Annotated in this window: 19 protein-coding genes and 1 pseudogene; 7 read left to right on the plus strand and 13 right to left on the minus strand. The window is 66.6% G+C overall.

Annotation, left to right across the window (positions count from 1 at the left end; all coding sequences use genetic code 11):
* Nucleotides 1-88: 88 nt before the first annotated feature.
* Nucleotides 89-2,065 (minus strand): BTAD domain-containing putative transcriptional regulator, encoded by a 1,977-nt coding sequence (locus tag AB0C84_RS14725; RefSeq protein ID WP_361065617.1) that lies wholly within the window; start codon nt 2,063-2,065, stop codon nt 89-91.
* Nucleotides 2,066-2,098: 33 nt separating this feature from the next.
* On the opposite strand from AB0C84_RS14725, the gene AB0C84_RS14730 reads away from it, so the two are divergent.
* The gene (locus tag AB0C84_RS14730; RefSeq protein WP_361065620.1) at nt 2,099-2,962 is read left to right on the plus strand and encodes an alpha/beta hydrolase; all 864 of its coding nucleotides are present in this window, start codon (nt 2,099-2,101) and stop codon (nt 2,960-2,962) included.
* A gap of 25 nt (nt 2,963-2,987) precedes the next feature.
* On the opposite strand, the gene AB0C84_RS14735 is transcribed toward AB0C84_RS14730, so the two are convergent.
* The 3 genes from AB0C84_RS14735 to AB0C84_RS14745 all read right to left on the minus strand — a co-directional run bounded on the left by AB0C84_RS14735 (nt 2,988) and on the right by AB0C84_RS14745 (nt 4,754).
* Nucleotides 2,988-3,116 carry a hypothetical protein gene (locus AB0C84_RS14735; RefSeq protein ID WP_258941995.1) on the minus strand — a complete coding sequence of 43 codons (129 nt, stop codon included), beginning with the start codon at nt 3,114-3,116 and terminating at the stop codon, nt 2,988-2,990.
* A gap of 82 nt (nt 3,117-3,198) precedes the next feature.
* A complete protein-coding gene (locus AB0C84_RS14740) occupies nt 3,199-3,954 on the minus strand; it encodes an N-acetylmuramoyl-L-alanine amidase (RefSeq protein ID WP_361065623.1) in 756 nt (251 codons plus the stop codon).
* Nucleotides 3,955-4,082: 128 nt separating this feature from the next.
* Complete coding sequence (locus tag AB0C84_RS14745) at nt 4,083-4,754, minus strand: alpha/beta fold hydrolase (RefSeq protein WP_361065626.1); 672 nt, start codon at nt 4,752-4,754, stop codon at nt 4,083-4,085.
* 324 nt (nt 4,755-5,078) lie between these two features.
* On the opposite strand from AB0C84_RS14745, the gene AB0C84_RS14750 reads away from it, so the two are divergent.
* Complete coding sequence (locus AB0C84_RS14750) at nt 5,079-5,822, plus strand: SDR family oxidoreductase (RefSeq protein WP_361065629.1); 744 nt, start codon at nt 5,079-5,081, stop codon at nt 5,820-5,822.
* Between the two features lie 357 nt (nt 5,823-6,179).
* Here the strand turns inward: AB0C84_RS14750 and AB0C84_RS14755 are convergent, their stop codons facing one another.
* The 4 genes from AB0C84_RS14755 to aac(6') all read right to left on the minus strand — a co-directional run bounded on the left by AB0C84_RS14755 (nt 6,180) and on the right by aac(6') (nt 9,681).
* Entirely contained in the window at nt 6,180-6,422 is a 243-nt protein-coding gene (locus tag AB0C84_RS14755; RefSeq protein WP_361065632.1) for a DUF6411 family protein, read from the minus strand.
* Nucleotides 6,423-6,611: 189 nt separating this feature from the next.
* Complete coding sequence (locus AB0C84_RS14760) at nt 6,612-7,493, minus strand: phosphorothioated DNA-binding restriction endonuclease (RefSeq protein ID WP_361065635.1); 882 nt, start codon at nt 7,491-7,493, stop codon at nt 6,612-6,614.
* A gap of 379 nt (nt 7,494-7,872) precedes the next feature.
* Entirely contained in the window at nt 7,873-8,751 is an 879-nt protein-coding gene (locus tag AB0C84_RS14765; RefSeq protein WP_361065638.1) for an ATP-binding protein, read from the minus strand.
* A 456-nt stretch (nt 8,752-9,207) separates the two neighbouring features.
* A complete protein-coding gene (gene aac(6'), locus AB0C84_RS14770) occupies nt 9,208-9,681 on the minus strand; it encodes an aminoglycoside 6'-N-acetyltransferase (RefSeq protein ID WP_361065641.1) in 474 nt (157 codons plus the stop codon).
* 466 nt (nt 9,682-10,147) lie between these two features.
* Here aac(6') and AB0C84_RS14775 point away from each other — a divergent pair, with 466 nt between their 5' ends.
* The 4 genes and pseudogenes from AB0C84_RS14775 (at nt 10,148) to AB0C84_RS14790 (ending at nt 14,937) form a co-directional block, all read left to right on the plus strand.
* Nucleotides 10,148-11,491 carry a tyrosine-type recombinase/integrase gene (locus tag AB0C84_RS14775; protein ID WP_361065644.1) on the plus strand — a complete coding sequence of 448 codons (1,344 nt, stop codon included), beginning with the start codon at nt 10,148-10,150 and terminating at the stop codon, nt 11,489-11,491.
* An 889-nt stretch (nt 11,492-12,380) separates the two neighbouring features.
* Nucleotides 12,381-12,503, plus strand: a complete 123-nt coding sequence (locus tag AB0C84_RS14780) for a hypothetical protein (protein ID WP_361065647.1) — start codon at nt 12,381-12,383, stop codon at nt 12,501-12,503.
* A gap of 671 nt (nt 12,504-13,174) precedes the next feature.
* Nucleotides 13,175-13,944 (plus strand): annotated as a pseudogene (locus tag AB0C84_RS14785) (transposase family protein).
* Nucleotides 13,945-14,064: 120 nt separating this feature from the next.
* A complete protein-coding gene (locus tag AB0C84_RS14790) occupies nt 14,065-14,937 on the plus strand; it encodes a hypothetical protein (protein ID WP_361065650.1) in 873 nt (290 codons plus the stop codon).
* A 99-nt stretch (nt 14,938-15,036) separates the two neighbouring features.
* Here the strand turns inward: AB0C84_RS14790 and AB0C84_RS14795 are convergent, their stop codons facing one another.
* The 4 genes from AB0C84_RS14795 to AB0C84_RS14810 all read right to left on the minus strand — a co-directional run bounded on the left by AB0C84_RS14795 (nt 15,037) and on the right by AB0C84_RS14810 (nt 24,180).
* Nucleotides 15,037-15,399: a transposase family protein gene (locus AB0C84_RS14795; RefSeq protein WP_361065888.1), complete on the minus strand. Its 363-nt coding sequence runs from the start codon at nt 15,397-15,399 to the stop codon at nt 15,037-15,039.
* Between the two features lie 171 nt (nt 15,400-15,570).
* On the minus strand, nt 15,571-21,111 hold the full coding sequence (locus AB0C84_RS14800) for a DEAD/DEAH box helicase (RefSeq protein ID WP_361065654.1): 5,541 nt from the start codon (nt 21,109-21,111) through the stop codon (nt 15,571-15,573).
* Nucleotides 21,104-22,096, minus strand: coding sequence for a hypothetical protein (locus AB0C84_RS14805; RefSeq protein WP_361065657.1), 993 nt, complete (start codon nt 22,094-22,096; stop codon nt 21,104-21,106). The genes AB0C84_RS14800 and AB0C84_RS14805 overlap by 8 nt, the downstream gene beginning before the upstream one ends.
* On the minus strand, nt 22,093-24,180 hold the full coding sequence (locus AB0C84_RS14810) for a hypothetical protein (protein WP_361065660.1): 2,088 nt from the start codon (nt 24,178-24,180) through the stop codon (nt 22,093-22,095). The genes AB0C84_RS14805 and AB0C84_RS14810 overlap by 4 nt, the downstream gene beginning before the upstream one ends.
* A gap of 676 nt (nt 24,181-24,856) precedes the next feature.
* Here AB0C84_RS14810 and AB0C84_RS14815 point away from each other — a divergent pair.
* The gene (locus AB0C84_RS14815) at nt 24,857-25,831 is read left to right on the plus strand and encodes a NaeI family type II restriction endonuclease (RefSeq protein ID WP_361065663.1); all 975 of its coding nucleotides are present in this window, start codon (nt 24,857-24,859) and stop codon (nt 25,829-25,831) included.
* Nucleotides 25,832-25,907: 76 nt separating this feature from the next.
* Here the strand turns inward: AB0C84_RS14815 and AB0C84_RS14820 are convergent, their stop codons facing one another.
* Nucleotides 25,908-26,474, minus strand: a complete 567-nt coding sequence (locus AB0C84_RS14820; RefSeq protein ID WP_361065666.1) for a very short patch repair endonuclease — start codon at nt 26,472-26,474, stop codon at nt 25,908-25,910.
* Between the last annotated feature and the right edge of the window lie 18 nt (nt 26,475-26,492).

Raw genomic sequence — 26,492 nt, forward strand, 5'->3', positions numbered from 1 at the left:
GCTCTCGCTGGCGCCCTACCCGGCGGGGGACAGGGGAAGGTCTGCGCCAGGTAAACCCCTGCTGGCGACGCCCAGAGAGACCACTGAGTCAAGCGGTGAGAGCGGTGGCGAGATCGTCCAGGTGGCGGGAGACCGGGCCCAGCGTGAGCAGGCCGCTCTGCGCGCCGGCGAGCTCGCCCGCGGCAGGGACGAGTGAGTCATGCGCGCGCCGCATCGCCGCTTGGTCGCCCACGGCGATGGCGGCCTGCGCGGTGAGGCACCACAGGGCTTCGAACAGCAGGTCCCGCGGCGGTTCTGGGACGTCCCGCAACGCTGCGGCGGCCTCGCCCGGCGCACACCCGCGCGCCAGAAGCACCAGGGGACGGGCCCAGGGCAGGTACGGCCCCCAGTCGGCCGGCTCGGTCTGAGCGGGGCGCCGGTGCTGGACGCGCAGGCAAAGGAGGGCGAGCGGCAGCAAGCCGCTTTCCAGACCGGGCATACCGCAGCCCTGCATGCGCGCGGCGGCGTCCCGGTAGGCCTTTTCCGCCTCCTCGAACGACGCCGTGCCGGACGCGGCGACCCGCAGAGCCCGGTACCAGGTCGTGAAGACGCCGACAAGAGGACGCTCGTGCCGCTCGGCCAGGCCATCGGCGGCGGCCGCGTGCCGGTCGGCCTCGCCGAAGTCGCCGAGCGCACTGCGGGCCTGGAGCCGGATGAGGTGTCCGAGCACCTCGTAGCTCGACAGGTCGCCCCGCACCGCCAGGTCCACCAGCTCCGCGCCGATCCCGTCCCGCCGCGGGGCCAGCCCCGCCCGGTCGAACGCCTGCATGAACGCGCCGTTCAGCGCGAACGCCAGAAGAGCCGGATCGTCCAGCTCGCGGGCCGTCCGGACCGCGTCCCGCGCCGCCTCGCGCCCGCGGTCGCCGCGCGTGCCGCGCGACTCCAGCGCGACCGTGGCCAGCAGGCGGGCCCGCGCGGCCCCGTGCCCGTGCGGCAGCCGGGCGAGGGCGCGCTCGGCCGCCGCCACCACCCCGGCCGCCTGGCGCGGATCGTCCGACCGGGTCCAGATCGCCGGGACGTCGAACGCACCGATCACCCGGGCGGTCAGCTCCGCGTCGCCCAGCTCCTCGGCCGCCGTGATCACCGCCAGGCGCTGCTCGCGGGCCGCCTCCAGGCCCCCGGCGCCGGTCACCGCGAGGCTCCGCAGGAGCCCGACCGTCGACTCCAGCCGGACCCGAGCGCCGGACGCCACGGTGCGGTCGTACGCCTCGGCCGCCTGCGCCCACACACGCGAAGCCGCGTCCCGCGCGGGTTCCAGGTGATCGGCCTGGCGGAGGATGTCCTCCTCCAGGCGGCGCATAGCCGGACTCGGGTCAAGCCCCAGTTCCTCGACCAGAAGCTTGCGCGCCCTCTGGAGGACCGCCAGAGCGTCCCCCTGACGCCCGGTCCGATACAAGGCGAGGGCCAGCAGGCGCCAAGCGTCCTCGCGCCAGGGATGGTCGGTGACATGCGCGTCCAGGTCCGGAATCGCCTCGGCGGCCAGACCCTGCGCCAGCCGCGCCTCGGCCTTCCGCTCGACGGCGCGCAACCGCAGCTCGGCCAGCCGGGAGTGCTCCGCCCGCGCCCACGGCTCGTCGGCGAACTCGGCGTAGGCGGGTCCGCGCCACCAGCCCAGCGCCTCGTCCAGCGCGGCGGCCAGCTCGGCCGGCGGGCCGTCCGACGTCACGGCCCGCTCGAAACGCCAGGCGTCCACGGCGTCGGGCCCGGCGCGCAGCGCGTAGCCCGGACCCTCGGTGACCAGCAGCCGGGGCGGCGTCCGCGGCGGACGGTCCGGTTCGAGGACGCGCCGCAGGGCCGCCACGAAGGTGCGGACGGCCCCGACCGCGTCCGACGGCGGATCGGTCCACAGATCGTCCACGATCCGGGACACCGGCACCACCCGCCCGCGCGCGACGACCAGGCGGGCGAGGACGGCGCGGTGCCGCGGCCCCTTCAGGGCGATCGCGTTCCCGGACCCGTCCCAGGCGGTCACCGGCCCCAGCACCCCGAACAGGACCTCCACGCCACCACGGTATAGCGCGCTCATCGGATGCTCATCCGCGCCCGGCAGCCTGGACGCATGCCAACGATCAGCGATTTCGACTACCAGCGCGTCCCCGTCGCCGAGGGCGTTTCCCTCAACGCGGCGGTCGGCGGATCGGGCTCCCCGATCGTCCTGCTGCACGGCTTCCCGCAGACCCACCTGATGTGGCGGCACGTCGCCCGCGACCTCGCCGCCGACCACACGGTCATCGTCCCGGACCTGCGCGGCTACGGCGAGAGCGACAAACCGTCCGACGGCTACTCCAAGCGGACCATGGCCGCCGACACCGTCGCCCTCGCCCGCGCCCTCGGCCACGACCGCTTCGCCCTCGCCGGGCACGACCGCGGCGCGCTCGTCGCGTTCCGCGCAGGCCTCGACCACCCCGGCACGATCACCCACCTGGCCTGCCTGGACGTCCTGCCGACCCTGGACATGTGGGACGTCATGCACGGCGCGTCGGCCGCCGTCGGCTTCCACCTGTACCTGATGGCGCAGCCGCCCGGCCTCCCCGAGCAGCTGATCGCCGGGGCGTCGGACGCCTTCTTCGGCCACTTCCTCGACGTGTGGACGAACGACCCGTCCGCGATCCCGCCCGACGTCCGCGCCGCCTACCTGGACGCCTGCCGCGCCGCCGTCCCGTCGATCGTCGCGGACTACCGCGCGTCCGCCGGCGTCGACGTCGACCACGACAAGGCCGACCGTGCCGCGGGCAACCGCCTGCGGATGCCCGTCACCGTCCTGCAGCAGGACTGGGGCGCCGCCCTCGGCTACGACGCCGTCGCGCTGTGGGGCGCCTGGGCGGCCGACCTCCAGCATGAGACCGTCACGTGCGGCCACTTCATGGCGGAGGAGGCACCAGCGGAGGTGGCGAAATCCCTCAGGGCGCTCCTGGACCGCTAGGGGACGTGGGGGCGGCCCCCTGCGGCTACCAGAACGGAGGGCCGCCCTGCGTCGCCGCCCACACCCACACGTAGATGATGAAACCGGTCGCGACCAGCCCCACCAGGAGTTCCCAGTTGGGCGGCGACGCGCTCCGTCCACGCCTGCGGTTCATGGCGATCGTCCGTTCGTCCGGTGTGCCTCGTTGTGACTGACCTAGCCGGAGGCGTCCCGGACAATCCCAGCAACGGGCAAACTCAGCGGAGGTAGTTCTCGAAGCCCTCCGCCAGGGACTCGGCCATGAGCTGCCTGAACGCGGCACTGGACATCTTGGCCGCGTCACCCGTGTTCTTCATGTTCCCGCATTCGATGAACACGGCCGGCACCGTGGACATGTTCAGCCCACCGAGGTCGTCCCGCCGGTCGAGGCCGTCCTTGCCGAGATAGTCGGCGTAGGGCATGCCGGTCCCCGACCTGTAGGCGTCACGGATCGCCTCTCCCAGCCGGGCGGAGGGGGCGACGATCCCCTTGTTCCTGCCCACCGGCAGGGGCAGGATGACGTGGAACCCGTGCTTGGACGCCGCCGCCCCGTCGCCGTGGATCGACAGCGCCGCGTCGGCGTGCGCGCGGTTCCCGATCGCCGCCCGCTCCGTGACGCACGGCCCCACGCCGGAGTCGCCGCCGCGCGTCAACGTCACCTCGGCGCCCCTGGCCCGCAGCATCTTCGCCAGCCGGTTCGAGACGTCCCAGGTGAAGGCGTGCTCGGCGTAGCCGTCCGCGGTGGCGGTGCCGGTCGTGTTGCAGGCCTTGCGGCCGTTCCCGACCCAGACCGGCTTGTTGATCACTTCCGGATGGGCCGCGTTCCCGCCGTTGTGCCCGGGATCGATCACGATCACCTTTCCGCTGAGCCGTCCCGCCCCGGCGGAGCCGACGCTTCGCGCGGCCGGCGGCTCGCTGCCCGTGGCCGACGCGTGACAGGCGACCAGCCCCAGGCAGGCCAGACCAGCGACCACGGGCTTCCTGGTGAGCTTTGCTCCCCCTCGGCTTCGGCCTTCCACCCCGGATTTGTGCGCCGGCCTCCGCGGAGCTAAACGGAACGGGCGGGAGGTCGTCCCTCCCGCCCGCTTTGTCCAGCGTCGGATCAGCTCTTCGTGAACTGGGCGATCGCGCCGAGGACCACCGTGTCGGTCAGGTAGCCGATGTGGGTCTGGCACACGACGTTGTGATTGTTCGCGCCGTCCAGCCGCGTGCTGGTGTAGGGGATGATGATGCCGTCGCACGCCGAGTACCAGGTGGCGTACTGCGTGCTGCCGGGCGTCTCGTCCCCCGCGCTGATCTGCTGGATGAACGTCGACCCGGGCAGCATCTGCCGGCACGTCTCGTAGATCGTGCAGGCGGTGGCGTAGGTCGTCCCGTGGTTGGCGCCCGCGATCGACGCCAGGTGCGCGACGTTCGGGTTCCCGTTCAGCACCTTCAGGTAGTACTGGCTGACCAGACCGCCCATGGAGTGGTTGACGATGTCGACCTGCGAGGCGCCGGTCCGCGACTTCACCTGGTTCACGTACGACGCGAGCCCCGCCGCGTTCTGCTTGTTGTCGCCGTAGGAGTTGTACTCGTAGGCGAACAGCTGGTCGCTGCTGTAGCCCGCGGCGCGGAACACCGCCATGGCGGTGACCCAGTTGGACGCGTTGCCGGTGTACCCGTGCACGAACACCACGGGCCGCGGCCCTGCCGCCTGCGCCGGCGCGAGGCCGACTCCGAACGCCGCCAGCGCCGCGAACAACGCGACGAGGGAACCGAGAACCCTTCTCATGGAACCTCCAGGGGTGGGACAGCCAACGCCCCGGAGTCTGACCCGCGCCGTCCAGGCGGGCATCGGCGAAATCACCGGCCTTCGTCCGCACGACACCGATCACCGTCGCGGGACCTCGCCGTCCCCCCGCCGGCGCTTGCCGGTGCCTTCCCCGGGGAACCCCAGTGACCAGGCCAGGACCGACCCCTGGCCCCCTCCAGGGCTCGTCCGCCGACAGTGGACGTGAAGCCGGAGGGAGGCGCGTCCGGGCAGGCGCACGGCGCCCGGCAGCCCTGGCAGTCGCGGCCTTCAAGACCATCTCGCACACGTACGAAAGGCAGTCGCATGAAGATCGTCGTCATCGGCGGCACCGGCCTGATCGGGTCGAAGCTGATCGCGAACCTCACCGCGCAGGGCCACGAGGCCGTCGCCGCGGCCCCGAACACCGGCGTCAACACCCTCACCGGCGAGGGCCTCGCCGACGTCCTCACCGGCGCGTCGGTCGTGGTCGACGTGTCGAACTCCCCGTCCTTCGAGGACGACGCCGTCCTGAACTTCTTCGAGACCTCGACCGGCAACCTGCTCGCCGCTGAGGAGACGGCGGGCGTCGGCCACCACGTCGCCCTGTCGATCGTGGGCGCCGAGCGCCCGCCGGAGCGCGGCTACTTCCGCGCGAAGATTGCCCAGGAGACCCTGATAGAGAAGTCGCCGATCCCGTACTCGATCGTCCACGCGACGCAGTTCTTCGAGTTCACGAAGGCCATCGCCGACGAGGCGACCACCGACGGCAAGGTCCACATGGCCCCGGTCTTCTACCAGCCCATGGCGGCCGACGACGTCGCGGAGCAGGTCGCGAGGGTCGCGACCGCCTCCCCGCTGAACGGCCGAGCCGAGATCGCGGGCCCGGACCGCTACCGCATGGACGAGTTCTTCCGCGAGGCCCTGGCCATCCGGAACGACCCGCGCGAAGTCGTCGCCGACCCGGACGCCCATTACTTCGGCGGGCCCCTGGAGGAGCACAGCCTCGTCCCCCTGGGCGACGCCACGCTCGGCAAGGTGCACTACAACAGCTGGCCCGGCCGTCTCTAAAACACACGCCGCCGCCCCGAACCCCACGGGTCAACGTCGAGGACGCACGGCGTCCATCAGGTCGATGCGGATCGACCAGCCACACCTGGAGGAGGGCAGGTTGGCTGGCGGGGAGCCGGCCGGGGAGATCACGTGACTCCCGATGTCCGAACGGCCCTTCGACCGGTGGACGATTGCCCTCCGCAACCTCCTGGGCGCCGTCGAGGAGCTGGAGGAGATTTCGGTTCCGGAGACTTCAGACCCGCCTGACCGCTTGCCGCGAGCCCGGGCTGCGCAGACGGGGCGCCCTCGGAAAGGCGCCGCCCGCCTCATGGGATGAGACGGGCGGCGAAGGACGTCACGGCTACGGACGCAGGGTCAGAAGGGGGAGCGGCTGCGAGCGCGCCGTCCGGCCTCCCCGCTGCGGCCGACGGCACGCGAGGAGCTGCGGAACGGCTTGCTCAGCAGCCGCCCGAGCCCGCCCGGAGCCGAAGAACCCGCCCGGGACCCCATCCCCAGCGCGCGCTGCGTACCCCGCTGCGGATGCCGCGACAACCTCGGCAGCAGGAACGCCAGAACCAGTAGAACCGCACAGACTCCAACGATCGCGACAATAACCATGAAACCCGCCCTTTCAGCCGTTTACGGTCAAAGCCGCTCTACCCGCACTTGCCCGAGGCATGCAGCCCGTCCCTCCGCAGTCTCCGCGGCACGACCCTCGACGACCCGCCCCGCCGCCGCGAGGCCGACCGCGCACGTGCAGCGGCCGAAGCGCCAAGCTCAGCGAAACCAACCGACGTCCGAGACGTCTTATGCGGCCCGAGCAGGGGAGCGGAACACCTCGCGGCAGTGCCAGGCGATGTGCTGGTCATCCACATCGGGGAAGGCCCTCTGCGGCATGCTGATCGGGCGTCCAGCCAAAGCGTGAACCTGATGGCGGGCGGCCGGACCACGCCCGACGAAGTGCGCCGACACGGTGACCCGCCGGTCGTCGTTTATGCCGAGCGCGCCCTTGTCGAAGAGCTTGTGATGCAGCGCGCACAGGCAGATGCCGTTGGTGACGTCGTCGGGCCCGTCGAAAGCCCACCACCGGACATGCGCGGCGTCCAGCCCGACCGCGGTCCCGCTCAACCAGCCGTCATAGCCGCAGAACGCGCATTGGTACTCATAGGCGACCATGACTTGCTCGCGGAAGGCACGGTCGCGCCGCCGCGGTGCCACCGCCCCCGCGGCCTCGCCCGACTCCAGGTCGATCCCGGCAGCCGCGCAAATGTCGTCGTGCAACGAGGGTTCGAAGTTGACGTCCAGAATGGCGCGGCACAGTTGCGGGAGCAGCCGCGGATCCTGACGCAACGCAGCCACCAACTCACCACTCAGCTGCCCGCGCGCAGCCTGAGAACGCAGGACACCGACATGGGGCCCAGGACTGGAACCGCCGTCAGCGGTCCGCACCTCCCACAAACCGTCGCTGGTCAGATAATGGAAGGGATAGGCGGGACTGGTCTTCCGGGGCGGCCCGAATTCCCGCAACAGCCCGGCGAGATGCTCTTCAACCTCGCTATAGAACATCGGCGCCTCGCCGCGCCGCTGAAAGTGCCCAAGCGCATACAGCAACAACAGAGGCTTATGCGGCGCCCGCTCCCCGCCCCGCGACCACCGGCGGACCCCCGTAACCCGCTCAACCCAATCCACCCCGGCACCCTACGGCCCCCGCAAAACCTGGCTGGACGCCCGCCCTGGCCTGTCATGAACAGCCGACGCAGCACTCCAGACGTGAGCCATCAGGGTTCGGCTGGGACATCGCTGAGGTCGAGCCGATACCAGTCCGTGCCCGTGAGAACATGCAGGTCCGGGCCGTGTCCGATGGCACACGCGTCACGGGGGAGTTCCTGCCCGTCCGGGACTCGCGGGCGCTGGATGCCAGAACACGCAAGATGCTGCGGAGGCTCACCAAGGACGATTCATCGCCCGAGGTACCCAGCACGGCCACAGCCTGGCACGACCACCCAGCCATTGGCTGACAGCGTTGCCATGGAGCGAAATGGCTGTACCGATGTTCTCTGCGGCCGCGTCAGGCAAGGAAGAAACGCGCGGCGGCTTCGGCGGGCGTGATCGCTTGGCGACGTCCAGGAACATCGTAAACGTTCATTGCACCTTCGGACCGGAGTTGGTCGGCACTGGCGTCCCGGGCCATGACGGCGGCGTAGGCACGCACCTCCGCAGCGGTGAGATCCGTACGGCCTCGTTCCGTGTACTGCTGAAGTAGACCGGTCACGTCCGGGTCGAATCGCAGCATGGTCACCGGGACGTTGAAGCGCCTGGCTATGGCGATGAGTCGCGCCCGTGCCTGTGGTGTGACGTTCGTCGACTCGGCGACCACGGTGCGTCCCGCAGAGAGCCTGGCAATGATTCTGCGGTCACGTGTCTCGAAGATCAGTGCGTCCGCCGCATCCGACTCAGCCTCCACCGGTGAGGTCCCGAAAAGCTCTGCGCGAATCGCATCGCTGGACACCACGGCTTCGGCATCGATCTGCCGACGCTCGATCAGTGCCCGGACGAAGCTGGTCTTGCCCGAGGCAGGTGGACCAACGAGGACAACGAGTCCTGCCGGCACCCGGATGACCGGCGCCAGAGCACTGAGATAAAGGTCGCCTGCGCAGTCAAGAGCTTCCTCCGGGGACCCAACGGGCAGCCCGCTGGGCAGGATTTGATCACGATAGACCTCGCTGTCGGCCAGGTACAGAGCGAAGCCCCAGGTGTGCAGACCGCCGTCATATCGCAGCCGGCATAGCGGCAGCCTCTTTTCTCCGGGCAACTCGGCTGCCACATAAGCGAATCCCTGACGGAAGTGGACCGTGATGGCGTCCACCTGAGGCCAGCAGTCAAGTGCATGGTGGTTCAGGCGCTGGCGCAGGTGGTACTGCATCGATTCCGGCGGATTCTTCGGCACGGCCCCATCCTGCCGGTGCCCCGACACCCGCCATGATGGCGGCCACGAGGATGAACGAGCGACGGGAAGCCCGAGGCGCGCGCAGCGACCGCGCCCGCAACAGCCAACCTGCGACCACTTCCGAGACCGACCTGGCCGCACCGGCCTGTCAGTCAGCCTGTGCCCGGGCGCCTAATATTCGGTTATTGCCCCAGACCAGCAGGGCCCTGACCGACAGACCTGAAGCCTGAAGTGTTCAGCGTCCGCCCCGCCAGCCTCCCACCCCCATGCCTCACACAACTCGAACTCTCACTGCACCGGCCCCGGCAGCCCAACTCTCTCCAACCGAAACAGGAAGATGCGCGCGGGAGACGCTGGCACAACACAGGACGAGGCAAGGCCGCACAGCCCACCCCCCACACACGAAGAATGCGTGCAGCCCGCATCACCTCACACCCGCTGCCTGGGCGTCCGACCTCAGTTGAGATCCTCGGCGAGCAGATCCATGAGTAGGCCGTCCTGCCACAGACCCGTACGGTGGTCCAGCCAGTACGCTCGCATGACCCCCACAGGCTGGAACCCGACCTTGCGATAGCTGCGAATCGCAGCCGCGTTGGCCGCAGCGGGATCAATGACCAGCCGGTGATGCCCACGCTCGCGCACCAGCCATGTGGCCAGCGTGCGCACAGCGTCGGTACCGATTCCCTTCCCGTGAAGCCGCGCCGTCAAGAAGATGTCGATCCCGGCGTGGCGGTACTCCGCCCTGGTCTCCTCGTGGAACTGGATCGCTCCAACGACTTCCCCCTCGACGACGACGGCGAGCATGCGCTCGTAACTCTCCGGAGGCGACCACCACGCTGCGACTTCCGGCTCCCGAACGATCCTGTCGAGAACCTCACCATCACCACGTGCCGCGGACCGCAACACGACCTTGTCCCCGCGTAGCTCCATGATCCTCATCATCTCAGGCGCGGGGCGCTGGGGTTAGCCAACATAGGCCGACAAGAAGGACTGGACACCCCTGTCCCTTCTCCCACTCTCAAAGCGGGACTGAAGGACGCGCGAGCACCTTTAGCGGTACGGCTGAATAGAGTGGTCGACCAGACGCTAACGCCGACACGAAGCTCGCCACAATCCAGGCCGAACACCGTCCAACCTCAAACTAGCGCGCCGTGGACGATGCAATACCGGACGGCCTAGAAACTCTCCCGGGTAAATCGAATCTGAACCCGCGGCCTCTTCATCCCGAAGGGCGAATTGTACGTTTTCTGCGACTCGCAGATAAAGCTTGATCTCTGTAAAATCCCAGGTAGATGGCCTGTTCGACTGCCAGCGCGTGATCTCCAGGGTCACGCCATAACTCGCAGTCCGGGGTCAAACGAGGGTCAGATGATCAAGCCTGGGAGGCGGGAAGCCCATGGGGCAGACGCGCAAGAGAGTAGGTAAGGACGGCAAGCCTCGCTACACGGCCTACTACGACGACATTCGCGGCCAGCGAAGGTCTGCCGGAACCTTTGCGAGCAAGAAAGAAGCGGACAAGGCATGGCAGCGCGCCGAAGTGAAGGTCTCGGAAGGTAGAACCGGAGAACCTGCCCGCGGAAGGCAGCGATTCAGAGACTACGTCGAGAACACCTGGCTCCCGAACCACGAGATGGAGGCCAGCACCAGGGAGGGCTACACCTACGCCATCCACAAGCACCTCATGCCGGAGTTCGGCGGCATGAGGATGGTCGACATCCTCCCCGAGCACGTCCGAGCCTGGATCGCCAAGCTCAAGAACCAGGGCATGAAGCCCGTGACCATCCAGTGCAACAAGATCATCCTCAGTGCCATCTTCACCACGGCACTGGACGACCAGGTCACCTACCTGCACCCCTGCCGTGGGGTGAAGTCTCCGCCCATCGCGCGCAAGCCTCTCCAGATCGTCACGCCCGAGCAGTTCGACGACGTCTACAACGCCCTCCCCGAAGGCACCTTCCGCCTCCTCGCCGAAACCGAGATCGAGAGCGGCCTTCGCTGGGGCGAACTCAGCGAGTTGCGCCCCAGGGACCTCAACCTCAAGACGCGCATCCTCACGGTCAGCCGCACGGTCGTGGAGCTGAACCCGAAGTTCCACCCGAAAGGCGGCCACTTCCTCGTCAAGGACTACCCGAAGGACAAGGAGTACCGCCGCTTCAAGCTCAGCGCCCAAATGACCGAGAAGCTCGAAGAGCACATCAGGGAGGCGCGCCTCACCCGAGACGACCTCTTCTTCCACATGCCACCCCAGGACAAGCCCCGCGCCCGCATCACCGAGATCCCAGACCCGGAGACCCTCGGCCGAACCGAACCCAACGAGAAGGGCCGCACCTACAACCACGGCACCCTCAGCGGCTACACGGCCGGCCGCTGCCGCTGCGACTACTGCCGGGGCGCCTTCTCCCTCTACCGAGCCGCCCGCCGCGCCAACGGCAAGGACAACCCGCGCCCCCTCCGCACGCGCATGACAGACGGCCACATTCCCAACGACTGGTTCCGCCGCAACATCTGGAACCCAGCCATCGCCGCCGCCGGCCTGGACTTCAGACCGACCATGCGCGACCTACGCCACGCCCACGCCTCGTGGCTCCTCAACGGCGGCGCCGACCTCCAGATAGTCAAAGAACGCCTAGGCCACGCCTCCATCGCCACCACAGAGCGCTACCTACACACCCTCCCCGACGCCGACGAAACCGCCCTCGAGGCCCTAGCCAAAACCCGCAGCCGCTCAACCACCCGATAGCCGAGAGTGATCGAGGAAGGCCGAATGACCCGGTCCTCCTCGACCACGAGGTCATGCGAACCCGGACGACGTCCATGGGCACGGTGCGTTGCTGGGAACGATCTGATCTGGGCAAGTGTGTCCCACTGGGGGCTGAATCTGAGCGAGGCGCTCAGGGCGCTGTGCAGTCGAGGATTCGGCCGTCCGTCGTCCCCGGGATGAGGCGGCTGGGAGGCGGCGTAGTGAGCGACAGTGCAACCGCCGGGCCTTGCGCCGACCCGGAGCAAGTGGCTTCAACGCATCGCGCCCGTCACGGCGTCCAGTGCGACCGGCTGGCCCACGGCGGCTTCACCGGTGAGGCCGTCCTTCACCACCGGAAAACTTCAGCTCATCCTCGACGCCGCGATGCACCACCACGGCACTGCCCTACTGGAAGGCTGCCGGAGCTTGTGGGACGAGGGTGGTCGTGGCAGCTGTCGCCAAGTCCCATTTGCCATGCTGGATGGTAAGGGCGACCTCGCCTGAAAGACACAATCGAAGATAGATTTCTCAAGATCATAATTTCAAGATCAGCGCTAGCTGCATCTACGTGAGCAGGTACTTAGCGCCAAGAGCCGACCAGGCATGACCTGCGACCTTGCTTCCAGGGGTCATACGAAATGTACCCTGACTTAGCATGTTCTAGTAACCTGGAAAGTTTTTCTGGCTTCAGCCGCGGAGCATGGAAACCCACTTCGGAACACGCGGTCTGTCGTAAGGTGGGGACCGCGCCAAGGCCCATCTTCCAAAACAGTCTCGGCGCGGTCCCACAGTCCACAGATCGGAGATCTGCGTGTTCCCCACCCTACAACCTGGCGACGGCGCCCCCAGCGATATTGCACTACTCGGTGCCGTAGCGATCATCTCTGTGATGGCAGTGACCATGGCCGGCCTGGGCGCCCCGGCCGCCGTCGTGCAGATGATCGTGGCAGACCTGATCGTGCTGATCGGTATCCGTATGGCACACAAGTCGGGCCCTCCGGATCAGCGGTAAAGCTCACTGAGTCTCGATCCCCTGCCGAATTGGGCTGTTTAGGATCAAGGGGCGGCGGCGCCAGGCCGCCCGGAGCGTGCGGCGTGGTCGCCGGTCACCGGACGGCCGCGCCGGGCCGCGTATCCTGCCACGGCCGCCCCGTCCGCCGGGTGCTGGCGCTCACCAGGTCGCGCCGCCGCCCGTCATCCCGATCTCACGTGGCCGACGTTCTTTTTGCCTACGGCGGTGGCATTCCGACTCCGGGAAGCTCAGGTTGAGCGCGCACGCTCTGCACTACTTGAGCCGACTGATCAGATATAGCAGGCTGCTCAATTCCAGTGCCAACAGCACGATCTGGGGGAGCACCTCTTGGTGTAGCTTGCGACTTAGCGCGACAAAATCGTCGAGGAATTGATGCAATCGTGCCACGTCCAACCTCTCGCGACCGCGACATGCCCTCTCGCAGGCGGTGAACTGCCGAGAGCCGGCGATCGTCTTTTGTTAGGTGGCGTGGCCTTGCATCGAAGTCGAAGTATAGCGAGAGCCGGTGTTCAGTGAGGCTTCTTTCAGTGACAGATTCGTGTGCGCTGATCACAGCATGATCGCGGACGGCGTGGGCGGTGCCAGACGTTAAGAAACCCCTGGTAGGACGGTTGATCTCTTACAACCCCCGCCCCTGCTAGAGGCCTCACATGCTTTTGTACCGTGCTTCGCTGCCGTTGTCGCGCCGGACCCTGACCTACGCCACCGGGGTCGTCCGCCGCCACCGCCAGGCCCTCGGCAGCAAAGGACGGCGCCTGCCCCCGGGCATGCAGGCTCTGATGACCCTGGTCTACCTGCGAAAAGGTGAGACCTACGCCGAACTGGGCGCCGGATTCGGAGTGTCGACCACCACCGCGCGGCGCTACGTCAACGAGGCCGTCGACCTGCTCGCCGCCCGATCGCCCAGACTCGGCTCCGCGCTGGCCAAAGCGGTCGAAGCCGGGCTGCCTTACCTGGTGCTGGACGGCACCTTGTCTCGATCGACCGGGTCGCCGCCGACCGGCCCTACTACTCGGGGAAACATCGCCGCCACGGCATGAACCTCCAGGTCATCGCCGCACCGGACGGGACACTGCTGTGGGTGTCGGGACCGCTGCGCGGCTCAGTTCACGACCTGACCGCGGCCCGGATCTGGGGTGTCATCCGGGCACTGGCAGCCACCAGGCTGCTGGTGCTGGCGGACAAGGCCTACCAGGGCGCCGGCGCGCACATCCTCACGCCCTACAAAGGACGCGACAAACCCGAGCCCCAGAAGGACGCCAACCGCGCACACGCCAAGCTCCGCGGACCCGGCGAACGCGCGAACGCCCAGCTCAAGTCATGGCGAATCCTGCGGAAGCTGCGCTGCTGCCCCCACCGCGCCGGACACCTCGCCAAAGCCATCCACACCCTGCAACTCCGCGAGACCGCATCACGCTGAAAAAGGCTCAATGTGGGGCAGCGCCAACTTTCCTGGCCATGGCGGTTTTTGAGAGGTGCCGCAAGGTCAACATTTCTGATCCGACCGGGTAGGTCAGGGTGCGAGCGTAGGCTCTGCTTCATGGCACAGGAGAACGACAACGATGAGTACGTGACGGAGAAGATGTATGTTACGCGCCGGAAGGACTCTCATTACTCGAACTCACGAAAGAAGCCGGGGGAGTTCAGTCCACTTACTCGCAGCGAGGTAGACGCGGAGCTTGACCAGGTCACTCTCAGGCACGTCGAAGAAGACGAGGAGTCGTTCGCCTACGATGATGGGCCGGTCCGCTTTCGGGAGGAACCCGAGCCACCTCGCCGCTCGAAGGAGCAGGAAGAGCTGGAGGAGTTGGCTCGGAAGGTCGTACGCGAGCTATTGATCGTCGCGATCGGGTACGGCGCGCCCTACGCCAAGCGGCTCTGGATCGAGAAGCTACATCCTGCCTTCCGGACGCGAGCGGAACGCAGGCGCGAACATCGAGCACTCCTCCGTCAGGCTCGAGCACAGCTGCGTCAGCACCGAGCTGAGAAGAGCAGCTCCGTGATCGAGGCGAGGATGGTTGAACCCAGCCAGGACATTGCCGCCCTCGCTGAGGTCAAGCCGATTATGGCCAGCTCCGAGGCGCAAGCTCGCCACCTCATGGCCCTGGCAGCGCAACGCTTCGCTGAGGAGCAGATGCGCCTGCTGGCTGCTGCCGACATCCGAGCAGACGAGGGGTTCCAAGAGCTGGAGCACGCGCTGTCAGAGTTGTCGCCCGAGCAGGTTGCGAAGATGCTTCAAAGGTTCGAGGCGGCCCCATCACTCCTCGTCGGCAATGCGCTGACCGGACTCGGCGTGATCCTCGGCGTCGAACGAGCCGATGGTCCGTCGCCTCTTGAGGACGCTGCCAGCCCTGATCGCGGCTCAGCGAGCAATGGCCGCCAGCGTTCGCTTCAGCCACCTCACAAAGAGTGAGCTAATTCCAACCTCATCCGCCCTGGCAGTGGGGGTAAGGATGGCCTGGACGATGGCGGTGAGGCGGCTGGGCGAGCAGCGGGCCTTGCGCAGCACGTGTCAGCATCTGAGGGCGGCGGCGCCGCCCTCGCCGAGGGCGCGGGCCTTGGCGTGGTGGCGGTTGAATAGCTTCTTGCGTTTGCCGAGTTTGCGGCCCTTTCTTGCGCTTGTAGGGATGCCGATCGCGCCGCCTGCGCCGACGTAGCCCTTGTCTGCGTAGCAGGCGATCGTCCACTTGGTCAGGCCCGCGACGATGCCGTGGGTGCGGGCGGCGGTCAGGTCATGGGTCGAGCCGGGCAGCGCGGGTGAGGCCCAGATCAGCTCGCCGTGCGGGTCGGTGAGGAACTGCACGGCTCTACCTCGCGACCTGACGGCCGCCCGCCTGCACGGCCCCTCATCGGTGCTCTTACCTCGATGGGCGATCGTGCTGCGCCGATAAGGGTTACCTCGGGATCGGTGGCGTGATCGGCACGCCCTAACGCCGCCGCCGCGGGCCTCGGTTCATTCGTCGGTCTGCTTAATCGGCACCGCGTCGACCGGCGGAACGATTGAGACCACCGCTTCCCCGCCAACTGCCTGCACCTGGCCCGCGGCTTAGGGGATCACATCGTCGACTCTTTCGAGGTGGGTGGTGACGGTGGTAGGAGAGCGGTCTAGGAGGAAGGTGTCGATCGCGACGACGGCTGCGGCGTCGGGGACGGCATTTCGGGCGTCGGAGAGTGCCTTGGACAGGCGGGGGCCGGCGGCGTAGTCGGAAGCTTCAAGTGGGTGCTTGGGGATGACGGCGATCTGGTTGCCCCTGCCCCAGAGGCTGCTGTAGATCGCGACGGGTCCGGACACGGTGGTCAGCGTCTCGTAACGGTCCTCGCTGGCCCAGGCGTTGAGCAGGCAAGCGTGCTTTTCAAGGTCGAGGGGCAGGGGTTGGCCCCGGAGGATGGTGAAGAGGTCGCGTGCCAGCTGCCAATCCAGGAGGGCGTGGGCCGACATGTTGGCGTAGTCGCGGAGGCATTCGTAACAGGAGGCGTTGCACTCGGAGCTGTGGGTCGGCTCCGCGAGCTCGTCGAGATAGGAGGAGACCGCGTCGAGGTAGGCGTTGAGCTCCTCGGTGCTGGAAGCCAGGTGGGTGCAGAAGCCTGCGCCATTGTCGAGGGTGTCGGCCATGAAGGCGTAGACCGGGACATCGCCGGCAGAGCCGTAGAGGCCGGAGACCAGTTCGCCGGGTTGGATATCAAGGTGAGGGCAGGCGGCTCGGCGGAGCAGGGTCGCCAATGAAATCCATGCGGCGCGGCGGCCGTGGAGGGGCTCGGTCAGCCCTTGGGCCTGGAAGGCGGGCTCCAGGCTGAGGCGGAGCCCATCGGCAATGCTCTGCCCGGGAGCTGGGCCGAGCAGGAAGAGGTCGGTCTGCTGACTCGAACCCAGGGCGACGGGCGGCAGCGGGGGCTCATTGCCGAGCCGGGACCTGAGATAGGGGTACTCGTCGACCAGTTCGCTGGCGATCAATCCGCCCCAGCTGCTCCAGCTGAGTGACGGCTTCTGAAAGCTGTAGAGCCGTCCGCTGTTGTCATTGACGCTGTATTTGCGGCCGGGCCCCGAGCGGACCGTCATGTTCTCGGTCACCTTGTCGGTGAGCTGCTCGAGGTTGGCGGCTGCCCGGCTGACGGATGATCGAGAAGACCAGGTGAATGTCCCGTCGAAGTCTCTGGCCATGCCGGCGATGAAGCCTTCCGGCTCGGCCATGCTCACGATCTGATAGTCGGGTCCACCGCAAGCGGGGCAGGGGGCCGGTGCTGTGTCGGAGGCCTGCTCCTCGGCCTCTTCGTCGAGGTGACCGCAGGATAGGCAGTAGCCGATGGTGCGCACGATGCCGAGGGGATCATCGATGGGGGCGGCGTTGGGCCCCGCCGGTATGAAAGAGCCGAGCCCGATCGCTGTGTGGACCCGCCCGTCGCGGACGGTTTCGGCGCCTGGGGCGAACTGGGAGACGGCGATGGACAGGGGGCGGTCAATGGCTCCCTTCGGAGGCCAGGGGTAGGATTTTTCGGGTTTCTGCGTGTACAGGTTCCGGACCCGGGTCGGGAAGCCGAACATCGGCAAAACCCCGGCTTCGGCGAGTCGCTGGCTCAGGTCCGGGTGGGCGGCCTTGGCGGCGGCATGCTGGTCGATGGCGGGGAGCAGAACGTTCAGAATGTGGCTGACGGGCTCGACTGCCCTGACAGCCTTGCCTACTGCGAGCTTCAGTGCGTTGGCGGCGGCGGTGATCTTGTCCTGGTTGGCGATGACCCACTTCTCGATGTGCGGCCTGATGACCGGCCAGTCCTTGGCCAGTCCGAATTGGCCGTGGACATTGGCCGTGGACGCCAGTTCGCTGTCGGCCATGGCAGGTCCGTTGGCCGCGAATGCGCTGCGGAGCACTTCTGCCGCCAGGACCCGCTGGAAGACCGCGACCATGTCCATCGCAAGATATGGCTTCGGCGTGGGCTCGTTCGTGACCAGCTCAGGCCTGGCGAAGTAGTAGTCGTCGTGGCTGCGGCCGCGGCACACAGTGAGTGCGACCGCGATCGGTGATCCGCGCCGTCCCGCCCGGCCTACCCGCTGCTGGTAGTTGAAGCGTGTCGGCGGCATGTTGGCCATGTTGACGGCCGTGAGCGCGCCGATATCCACGCCTGCTTCCATCGTGGTCGTCACCGACAGCAGGTCGACGGCATCGGCTAGGTCGACCTCCGAGTCGTCCAGGAAGACCTCCTGGAAGCGCGCCTGTCGCGACTGGGCGTCGATACGGTCAGTCTGGCCCGTGAGTTCCGCGGTGTGGAGGCGGAAGGGCTCGGTATCGCGGGACGCCTGCCAAGCGTAGTAGTCGGCCTCAGCGTCTGCTGCCTCAAAACGCTCCGGCTCGGCTGAGAGCGCGGTGTAGCACTTGGTGCAGGTGAGAGTTCCAGGGTGCAGGTGGAGCCGCTGGCAGTTGCCGCACGTCCAGGACTTGCTCTCGGCGGGCCGCAGACCCACTGCGTCCGGCTTGATAAGCCACTCTGTGAGGGTGCCCCGCAAAGCCGCCGTGGCGCGGTCTGCTACAAGGTCGGCGTCCATACCGTGCTGCTCGCCGACCTTGGCCCAGAAATCGCGGACTTTCTTTGGTGGATCTGCTTGCCCACTGCGCAGTCCGGGGAAGCGTCGCGCATGGCCTAGGACCCGCAGGGTCGCCCGGGCTAGTGCTGTATCCGAGGTGGGCGGGACCTCCGGCCCCAGGTTGTCACCGACGGGAGCAAGCCACCCGAGGCCAAGCGACTCGAAGTCGCGCCCGGCACCGGAGAAGAGCCCGGAGAGTGTCTCCTCACGGAGCTTCCCATCAATTTTCTCGCGGAGGGTTTCCTGATCGGTGTCCAGCTCGAGAACAGATTTCCGCTCCGGCGTCTTTGCGGTCCAGTTGTAGAGGGATGTCCACGGCTTCTCCTCGGTACTGGCCGCGTTGCCCCGCTGCTTCTCCGTCTTGCAGAGGCTTGCTGCGGGTCCACCAGGGTTGACGCCCAGAGCGAGGAGCTTGCCTTCGAGTTCGCTGATATACGCTTGAAGGGAGGGAAGCGCCAGGATCTGTGCGACCAGCTCTTGTTCCCTGTGCACTTGCTCTGAGTCGGCCTCGTCGGTCTCCGCCATGTCAATCCAGAGCATGGAAAGCTCGTTGACGGTGTTCCTCAATCCCTGGGCTTCCAAGCGCTGCTTCGCAACCTTGACCTCGTCCTTGCTCCAGTCGGAGGTGGTGTAGCGCTTCCTGAGGACGTCCAGGTCGGCGGCTGTGTCACCGCGTTCTGCTACGAGGCGGAAGAGTAGAAACCTGATGAGGTCCTGGTAGTGGCGCAGCCCGAGGCCGCTGGCTAGCTTCGCAGCGTCAGCCCGGCTGTCGGAGAACACCACGAGCTTGCGCTGCTGCGAGGGGAGCCTGGTCAGGAGTTCGTCTGTGAGGACCTGGTTGAACTTTTCGAAACCGGTGCGCATAGTTCGGATGGCGGGGCGGAGCCGCGACGAGTCTGTCAGCGGTATGGAGCGGTTGCCCTTCCCCCACGGGATCTCAACGTCGTCGCCGCACGCGATGCATCGGGATGAAAAGGCCGGCAACTTGGGAATAAGCCCCGCTGGCGTCTTCTTGTTCGCAGCGACGTGGAACGACCAGCCTGTGTACCCGTCGCGGTTGTTTTCAAGGCGTCCGGTCTGCGGGCTGTAGATGCTCCGCCGCCAGGAGAACGTGGCACTGGTACTGGCGGCGGTCGATTCCCAGCTCATCTTGCCAAGCTCGGACTTCTTGTCGCTGTGGGGCCAGTAGACGACATAGTTCGCTGCACTGGGCCCTTCGCCGCCTCGGTCAGGGAGCCGGTCGAGTTCTGAGTGGTCGGCGAGAAGACCCGCGTCAAAGCGGTCCGGCGCCTCGGCTGTCTCCGGGAAGTAACCACCAAGGAACGCATCGCCGCAGGTCTGGCAGTAGAGCAGTTCGAGGACGCGGGCGTTGCAGTAGGAGCAGCGGGTGGCTGGTTCGGAGAAGAGACGGCCGATCCGTCGCTCAGGTGAGCGGTCTGCGACCCCAGAGCACTCAGGGCTGGAGCAGGCCCAGACACCAGTGATGTTGCGGAAGAAGAGGTGCACCCGCAATTTCACCATGTCTGGATCAGTCGACCAGCGAAGCGCGGAAAGCAGCCCCTGGAGTGCTGCCTCCTTGTCGTCTGCCTCTGGGAAGAGGACGGATGCGATCTCGTCGTCACTCTTAGCGCTTGGGTGTCCGTCCTCATCAGTAAGGCAGTTGACCAGGGCGTCTGCTGCCTTCGACTCCATGAGGACGGAATCTGCGGCTTCGGCGGCCGGGTCGTGGGGCAGTTCAGCGAACCGCCGGGCGTAGGGTGTCAGGTCCAGTGCTACTGAGGCGGGCTTAACCGTCTCGCCCGGCAGGATTGCGAACCGGTCGCTGTCCACGCCGAAGAACTGCCCGAGGAAAGCGCGGTCCCGGTGCTCCTCCAGTGATGCCGACGCCGCTAGGATGCGCAACCGGTCCGGCCGTGTATCGAGGCCGAGGCGGTGGCGGAGCGCTCGGATCAGATATGCGATCTCCGTGCCAGCGGTGCCGCGGTACATGTGGAGCTCATCGATGATCAGCGTGAACTTGACGTCCGGGTTTTCATTCAGCCATGTGCGGGTGAGGTCGAACATGCGGCTCTCGCGCGGCCGGAGCAGCATGACGTTAAGCATCGAGTAGTTGGTGACGAGGATGTCGGGCGGGCTCAGGAGCATGTCCCAGCGCGAGCGCATCTCTGCGCCGTCGAGCCGCGGCACGAAGAAGGCTGCCTTGCCGTCGTCCCCGTTGACCCTCGCCCTGTTGCTGCGGGCCTCCGTCGCAGCGAGGTAGCTGCGGAGGTTCTTGAGAGGCTGGCTGCTGCGCGTCCTCGGCTCCGGAGGGTTGCCCGGAACGGGGGTGGCGCCGGTGTAGCGGCCGAAGTAGAAGCGGTGGCCATGCCTGTACTTGGCGAACCAGGCCCGCGCGGCGTCACTGTCGAGCGCCCGCCTCATTCGCATCATCTGGTCGTCGACGAGCGCGTTCATCGGGTACAGGACGAGGGCGCGGATAGCAGCCGGACGTCCGTGCTCACCGTGCCGCTGGGCTCGGAACTCGCCGTTATAGGCGCTCCACCAGCGGTCCTGGTGCAGAGCAGGGGCCCCGCCCCATGATGCGGACTCTTGCACCAGGGAGGCCAGAACGGGGAGCATGAACGACTCTGTCTTGCCGGAGCCGGTTCCTGCAGTGATGACCACGTCCTTGTCGGCGCCGATCGCGGCGGTCAGGGCATCGTGCTGGTGCTTGTACAGTTCCTTGACATCGCGCACCAGGCCGGCTGAGGCGAGTTCGGCGAACTCCGGGGGCGCGCCTGCCTGCCGCACCGACTCCGCTACCGGGATACCACTGGATACGTACCGCGGGCGGATCTCGATCAGCGGACGCCGCCAAGCGCCGCCGTCCCGGTCCAAGAGGGCCCGCCTTTCGCTTTGGAGCGACGGGTCGGCGAGGCCGAAGGGCGTGTCGTAGTAGCGGAAGAGTGCATCCTTTAGTGCGTCGAAGGCACCGAGGCCATCGAATGTCCGGATCTGGTTCCCCTCAGCCACCGCGCTTACCCCCTGACAATACATCCAGCAGTCCTAGACTCTGATGCAAGCTCTCGGCAATCGCTGCCGCGAGCGCATAAGGCACATTGAAGTAGACAGCGGTCTCGGCCGTCTCGGAAAACCATGGAGCGGTACCGCTGCTAAGCACTGCAGCCCGTGCATGCAGCGGCGGCAGCGGAGCACCCCAGTCGACAATTAGGCGCCCGATCGAGCTTCGCTCGCCATTGGACTCCGCACGCCACCGCAGCGTGTCGCCGGGCTCGGTGAAGCGGGAAGCCCTGTGCAGGTAGATGGCTTCCTCGTGCGAGGTCTTATACCAGTTGCCGTCAAGACGGAGCTGGACGACCTCCCTGCGATCCGATGTCCTGAAGCGGTAGATGCCGTCCTCTCGGGCCGAGAGGACCTCTTCATAGCCGCCCATCTTGCTGCCGAACCGCTTGTTCTCGTTGTACCTCTTGAGAAGTGTCCCCGGAACCGGCTCCGGCGCCTCCGAACCCAGTTCCAGGCGCGGCAGGAAGGGAATGACTTGGAGGGCGAAGCATGGCACCCAGGCCGCCTTCAGGGCGGCGGCTAGAGCCGTCGCATCGGTGCCTGGATCGGTCATGAAGATGACGGAGTCTGGCGGGGGGATGTCACCTTCACCGCCGTGGTTGGCCGCGGAGTGGTACTCGAGGCCGAGATCGTCGGCAGCATCCTCGATGCGCTCCTCCACCGCCTGGTTCCGTGCGCCCGTCAGCATGAGCAGGCCGCCGGACATGGGGAGCGCAGTGAGGACCGTAGGGGCAACCGACCACTTCCCTGCCTGCCAGTCGACGTCCAGATAACCGAGCGCGGATGCGTCCCGGACCCAGCGGCCGGGGGCACCACCCGTAGTCGGTATGCCGTACCGGCGCGCAGCCCACTCCGCTCCGCTGAGCAGGGTGCTGAGCTCGCCGGCTCCGTTCTCGCTTGCCCAGTGGAGCAGCAGGTCTCCGACAGAGGTCATCGGGCAACCTCCGCGGCGACCGAGACGTACTCCTGCCAAACCGGGTCGGTTGAGCAGTCTCGCGCGTCCAGGACCGCGAGGGCCCATTCCTGCTTGTCCGGTGAAGCCAGTACCGCCTCACGGTCGGGACGGCGCGGCGCAATCGGTGTGATCCGGATTCGCAGCCACTCGATCAGCCACCCAGACCAGCCGAGCGGCGGGACGACGTCGGCGTAGTAGAAGTCGTCAGGAGTAAGGCCAAGCCGTTTGTATAGGTCCGGAAGCTCCGGTGTGCCTGGCTCGATCCCGCGTCCATCAAAGGAGATCAGATAGCGATCGGACGAGTTTCTAAACGACAGGAGCGGACGGGGCGTCGGCTCGGTCCCCTCCGGCAGTAGCGCCCCCCGGATGGCGCGGGCTTCGGGACCGACCGTTCCCGCGCGGCTCTCGGCCTGCTCGCCGACGGGGAACCCCACAGTCCCAGTGCCGGGGGCCTCGGCGTCCGCAAGGACTTCCACTAACTCGAACGACAGCGAAGAGCCGTCAACCAGGAGGCGGTGCCGTCCCACCCCCGACGCCGCTTCGTGCGTCAGTGGGATCGGAAAGCCCCCTGTCGACACCGCCGCTGCCCGCCCGTCGCCGAATTCGAGGTGCACCAAGCGCTGGCTGTGTGCCTGCATATCAACGAGCAGGTCCGGCTGTCCGCCAGCAAGGTAAACGTTCTGTGCAAGCCCTTGCTTCAGCTTCAGCCCTCCGACGAGTCGTGGCTTGGCAACGCCCTGGACCCCGGCCGTCCGGAGCGAGGAATGCTCCCTCGCCGCAGCCCTGGCGAACTTCGACTCCTCGTGGAATGAGATACGGGGGAACAGGCTCCACCCCGAAGCGAATCTAGCCTCGTTGTGCTTGGGCTCCGCGACGCCGGCCTCGCGGAGATTGCTGGTCACCTCGGGGACGGCCCGGTCCCTGACGAGGATCATGTGCTGCTTGAACGCCTCCGGATTGTCCCGGCTCACCCAGCCCAGGTCAGGGTCCTGACGGAAAAAGACGATGTCAGACGGCTGGTAGATAAAGGTGATCTCCGCGCCGCTCGATGTCCGCCCCTCAAGGGCCGCGCCGGACACGAGCTGCGACGGATGGAAGGGGAGCCCGTCCAGCCCTTCGTAGAAGCGGCCGGGGTCGCGACCGAACTCATACTCCTCACCCCCGGAGCCGATGACCGTACCGCTGTCGATGCCGTCGACGGCCTCGGCGGCCCAACCTGGGCAGACGCTGCGTCTATCCATTCTGAGACGGACCCGCAGCTTGACGGCGCGCCTCCCACTAGAGGCGTCCCGCACCACGCCGTCCCACATGCGGGCGCAGTCCAGTACGAGCTGGTTCACGAATTCCGTGAGATCGGGATGCGCGTAGGCGTCAGCGAACGTAGAAGAGAACGCTCTGGGGTGCTGACGGAGCCAGATTCCGAGGGCCCGCTCCAGATACCCGGGGCTGATGTCCTGGCCTGGAGTCAGCTGCGCGTCGCGGAAGAACTGGCTCAGGGCCCGCCGGTCGGGCGTTTTCAGGACTGTTTGGGAGATCGGGTAACCGATCCTCGTCAGATTCTTATGGCCCTTGATGGTGCTGACGCCGAACTTGCCCTCCTGACTGTTGAGCCAGTGGTCGAGGCCAACCCAAAGATCAGCGAGCTGCTGGGAACTCTGGCTGAGGACCGAGTGCTCCTCAGCGTGTCCCTTGCCGAAGAGGTACCTGGCGAGCGGTACGTAGAAGTTCGTTACTCTGATGCTGCCGTCCGAGGCCATCATCGATGCCGCGACGACGGACGCGGCAAGCAGAGGCAGGGAGGGCGGCGGATCCTCCGGCCGGCGGAGCTGCTCGCACCACGCGCTGACCCGGCTGAACACCCGCGAGCGCGATGCCATGTCGAGGGCGCTGCGCACTGCCTCGGAGAGGGGCACACCCAGCTGGTGCTTCTCTGCGAGCTCCTCAGCCGTGTCCTGGTCCACCCAGAAAATAACCGGCGTGCCGGCATGAGCCCTGCTGAAGAACTCCTTAGCCAGCGCTTTATTCCAAGCCCCATACGCGGCCGAAGGCGGAAGCACGGCCATCGGCGGCTCCTTGATTTCTGTGGTGCTAGAGACCTTGAGAATCTTCTAGAATACGTTGGCGTGAAAGTGGGCAAGGTTTCCTATAAGAAAAACTTTCAGTGCCGAGATATCAATCAAGCTATACCAGTGGAGCAAAGAAACTTTTTCAAAACCATCGAGGTATATTCCGCGGCCGTCTACGACTGACGCAGACTCGGGCATCGCGCGTATCGACCTGCATGACCTGCCCCTTCCATCAGTCTGTAGACGCGCCGTGGCTGACGGTGGTTTACAAGGTGGCGAGGTCTCGTGGTCGGCGCCGAAAAGGCGTTGCCTGTCCCTGCCTGCGAGGAGGCGGCTCTGCATCAGGGGCCGGTGTGGACACGGAGGCGGAGCTCAAAAAGTGAGATCCAGGGGGATGTCGCGGAGTCGTTTCCCTCGCAGGAGGGTGTGCAGCATGCTGATCGCGTCATCCTTGTCCGTCTTGAGTATGGCCTGCCCTGCCCAGGTCTGTCTGCGTTGAAGTGACGGACGGTAACTTGAAGGAACTGACGGTTACATCGTGAACGCGGAACTGGCAGGGGCTCAGCCACGACGCCGTGGGGACCGTCCCCCGGATGCATGTCTTCTGGGTGGCGTGGATCACGATCACTGAGGTCTGTTGCCAGGGCATGACTTCACCTAGCCTCAGGTGACTATGTCCTTTGAGTGTCAACCGTCCCTATTTGGGGCTGCACCTCCTGATGCCGAGCTGTCACGCGTAGCAGCGGAGCTGCTCACTCTCGATCCCGAGGGTGTCCGCATCGCAGCGGTGATCCGGAGGACGTACGACATGCTCCTCGATGGACAGCACACCGGCCGGTACAAGTGGGCCCAGCTTCACAAGACTGAGAAGACTCACTTCGGCACACTCATCGAGATCAACCTTCAACGAGAGTTCGACTTCGCCGATGGTCAGGCCATGGACTTCGCGATCTGCGGCATCGACGTCGACTGCAAGTTCTCCCAGGATAAGGCCAGGTGGATGATCCCGCCTGAGGCGATGGGGCACCATCTCCTCGGGCTCTGGGCCAGTGACGATCAAGGTGTCTGGTCAGCCGGCCTCGTCAAGGCTCGTGAGGAACACTTGAGCTCCTCAAAGGGCAACCGGGACCTCAAGCGCGGTCTCTCAGCGAGTGGACGCAGTGCAATCCGCTGGCTCTTCGACGAGAAGCCCCTGCCAGAGAACGTCCTGCTGAGACTTCCGCCTCCGCACGTGGATAAAATCTTCCAATGCTCCCGGTACGGCACGAAGCGGGTCGACATGTTGTTCCGGCTGGCGCAGAGGCGCCGGGTGAGCCGAGCTGTGATCGCAACGGTCGCACAGCAAGATGACTACATGAAGCGCGTACGGGGCAACGGAGGGTCGCGTAGCAGCCTGCGCCCGGAAGGCATTGTGATCCTCGGCCAGTACAGCAGCCATGCTTCGATCGCCCAAACCCTGGGGCTTCCAGTTCCCGGCAGGGGAGAGTTCGTCAGCGTTCGGCTCGCCCAACACCAAGGCCACCATGGCGACGTACCATCAGTCCTGCTAGATGGAGAACGATGGGTCGTTGCGCTTCCGGACGATCCGCCCGAGCTTGCGCCGGTGCTCCCCGATACTCGCAAGTCTTCTGGCAGTCAGGAAGGATGAGCCTGAGGCACCCCATGCCTCGCTGCCAGCGATCACCAATGACTGCCTTGCCTGTGTCTTCGCTCGCCGGAGATTGTCATCCTCTCGCTGTAACGTCATCTCCACGCTCCGTGGAGGTTGGTCCGACAGCTTCCAGCACCGCTTCCACCGCCGCAGGGAGGGGCACATGCTCCCACAACCGCACGACTCGCCATCCAGCCGCTTCCAGCGCGGCATCCGCAGCCCTGTCGCGCTCAACATTCCGGCGCAGCTTGGGCGTCCAATACCACTCGTTGCTGGTCGGCTCCCTTCCATGTTCGGGGCATACATGCCAGAAGCAGCCATCGACGAACACTGCGACTCTGCGAGCAGTGAAGACGATGTCCGGGCGGACCCGAACCCCTCCGGGCAGATCGAGCCGGAAATCCTTACGGTAGCGATAGCCGAGAGCGTGGAGAGCCTTGCGGAGTGTGATCTCGGGCTTGGTGTCCGAGCGGCGGTTGGCCTTCATGTTCCGGGAGCGGCCTTCGTTCGCGGGGCGCGGGTAGAGCCCCGCAGCCCACGCTCCATGACGCCGGTCGTTGCCGTCCCCGGCAGGCACGGGTCCGCTGTCGCTCACTCGATTCGCTCCGCAAGGTAGGTCATGGTCGAAACTACTATCCATGACTCACACCCCGCCCTG

It is taken from the genome of Actinomadura sp. NPDC048955 (assembly GCF_040649435.1).
Taxonomy (GTDB): Bacteria; Actinomycetota; Actinomycetes; order Streptosporangiales; family Streptosporangiaceae; genus Spirillospora; species Spirillospora luteofluorescens.